We start from the raw sequence: 2053 nt of genomic DNA on the forward strand, positions 1-2053 counted from the left end.
AAAGATACGCCTTTTTGCTTGCCTAAAATTTGTTACAAGCGGTGGGATTTTACGAATAAAAGTGGGACGCAAGCATCGCGTCCCTACGGTAGGGACGCCACGCTAGCGTCCTTTTATCGAACTAGGCATCATTGCAAGGGGTGGGATTTTTGGAAATTTCTAATAACCTTTTGCGGCGGTATTTGGCAGAAAATAATCGCCATCTAACCGCTTGATGATAGTTTCAATCGTGCCGTCTGGGTTTAAAACAAGTTCACGCCAACCTTGGGGGATTGGATCTAGGGTAAATTCATCACAATTTGGTTTGAATTGAATGCAAGTTGAGGGAGTGGCTAGCACACGATAATCTAGCCATATTTGATCGACAGCTTGATGAATATGTCCGTGCAAAATCGCTTTAACATTGCCTTTTTTGAGGCACTCGGCAAAGGCATTTTGATTTTTTAGGCTATGTTGATCCAGCCATTTTGAATGGGTTGGCAGTAAATTATGGTGCAAAGCAATTAAGGTATAATGCTGCGGATTTTCTGCTAATTTCTGCTCTAACCACACTACTTGTGGCTCGCTCAATTCGCCATAAGGTTTGCCTTGAACGTGGCTATCCAGCAGTAAAATTTGCCAGTTACCCGCTAGAATTTGTTTTGCCGACTGAATATGCGAATAATGGGAAAGCACTTGTGTCATTTCTGGCTGACTGTCGTGATTACCCTCTAACCAAAATAGCGGTTTATTAAGGTTTTTCGTTGCTTTGCCGAATTGATGATATGCCTCTTTCTGTTCGTCTTGAATTAAATCCCCTGTCGCCAACACGAGATCATAGTGAAAATCGCTCTGCTGAATTTGATTTAATACCGCTTGAAAACTGGCACAGGTTTTGATCCCCAACAAATCTTGTTCGGGATCAGCAAAAAGATGAGGATCGGTAATGTGCAAAATGCGTAAAGAGGTTTGGCAATCAAGCTGATAAAGTGCGTTCACGGCAATTTCCTTATTCAAAACGGCACTACTTTACTTGATTTGTTGAAATTGATTAAGCAGAAAAATCTGAAAATGTCGGATATGCCACATTTTTGAAATAAATTTACATTTCATTCAGCTCATCTGCTTTTTCTTTGTACATTCTCGCCCGTGGGTGAGCTTGATCATAGACTTTGGCAAGATGTTGAAAATCCAAATGGGTATAAATTTGGGTGGTCGCAAGGCTACTATGCCCTAGCAATTCCTGCACTGCTCGCAAATCTTGGCTGGCTTCGAGCATATGGGTCGCAAACGAGTGGCGAAGTTTGTGAGGGTGCAAATGCACATCAAGTGCCTGCTTTTGCCCCCATTTCTGCATTGCTAACTGAATGGAACGGTGCGAAAGGCGTTTGCCAAATTTATTTAGAAAAACCGCATTATCTTGGGGCTGAAATGTAGTGCGAGCGGCAAGCCAATTCTCTATCGCCTGCAACGCTTTTGAACCAATCGGCACAATCCGCTGTTTATTTCCTTTCCCCAGCAAACGCACTTCGCGAGCGGTAAGATCCATATCATTAAGATCGAGGTTTTGCAATTCCGACAAACGTAGCCCAGAGCTATACATCAATTCCATCATTGCAAGATCACGCAATGCAAGCGGGTCGTTACTCTCAATTTTTAAGAGCTTGTCGATTTCTTCCGCCTCAATGTTTTTCGGCAAATGTTTCCCCACTTTCGGGGCTTTAATTCCCACCGCCGGATTTACCGCAATTTGCTCGCAACGCACCAAATAGGCAAACCATTGACGCAAAACAACCAAACGCAAGCCAATGCTTTTCGCACTCAATTTCTGCTTGTGGCTTTCGCTTAGAAGCCAACGCACAACAGAGCTATCGACTTCTTGCCAACTAGCAATGTTTGCCTTTTTTAGCAATAAACAGACCGCTTGCAACTGTCTTTGGTAGTTACTGATTGTATGTGGGCTGGCTTGTTTTTCGATGCGTAAATAATCCCAATAGGGTTTGGTTCGTTCAAATAGCATTGGCTTTTCCGCTGATAAAATTGGCTTTTAAGCATAGCAAAAAGGCGTATCTTT

At 42.9% G+C, this 2053-nt stretch carries 2 protein-coding genes; both read right to left on the bottom strand.

Going from position 1 to position 2053, the window contains the following annotated elements:
* Nucleotides 1-159: 159 nt before the first annotated feature.
* Nucleotides 160-978: a 3',5'-cyclic-AMP phosphodiesterase gene (gene cpdA / locus B0187_RS10060; RefSeq protein WP_078237712.1), complete on the bottom strand. Its 819-nt coding sequence runs from the start codon at nucleotides 976-978 to the stop codon at nucleotides 160-162.
* A gap of 103 nt (nucleotides 979-1081) precedes the next feature.
* Nucleotides 1082-1999, bottom strand: coding sequence for a tyrosine recombinase XerC (gene xerC / locus B0187_RS10065; RefSeq protein WP_078237713.1), 918 nt, complete (start codon nucleotides 1997-1999; stop codon nucleotides 1082-1084).
* Nucleotides 2000-2053: the final 54 nt, after the last annotated feature.

Origin of the sequence: Haemophilus paracuniculus (assembly GCF_002015115.1) — a bacterium.
Lineage (GTDB): Bacteria > Pseudomonadota > Gammaproteobacteria > Enterobacterales > Pasteurellaceae > Haemophilus_E > Haemophilus_E paracuniculus.

Coding starts and splice junctions, on each gene's coding strand:
- xerC (WP_078237713.1), bottom strand. CDS start 1,999: ATGCTATTTGAACGAACCAAACCCTATTGGGATTATTTACGCATCGAA.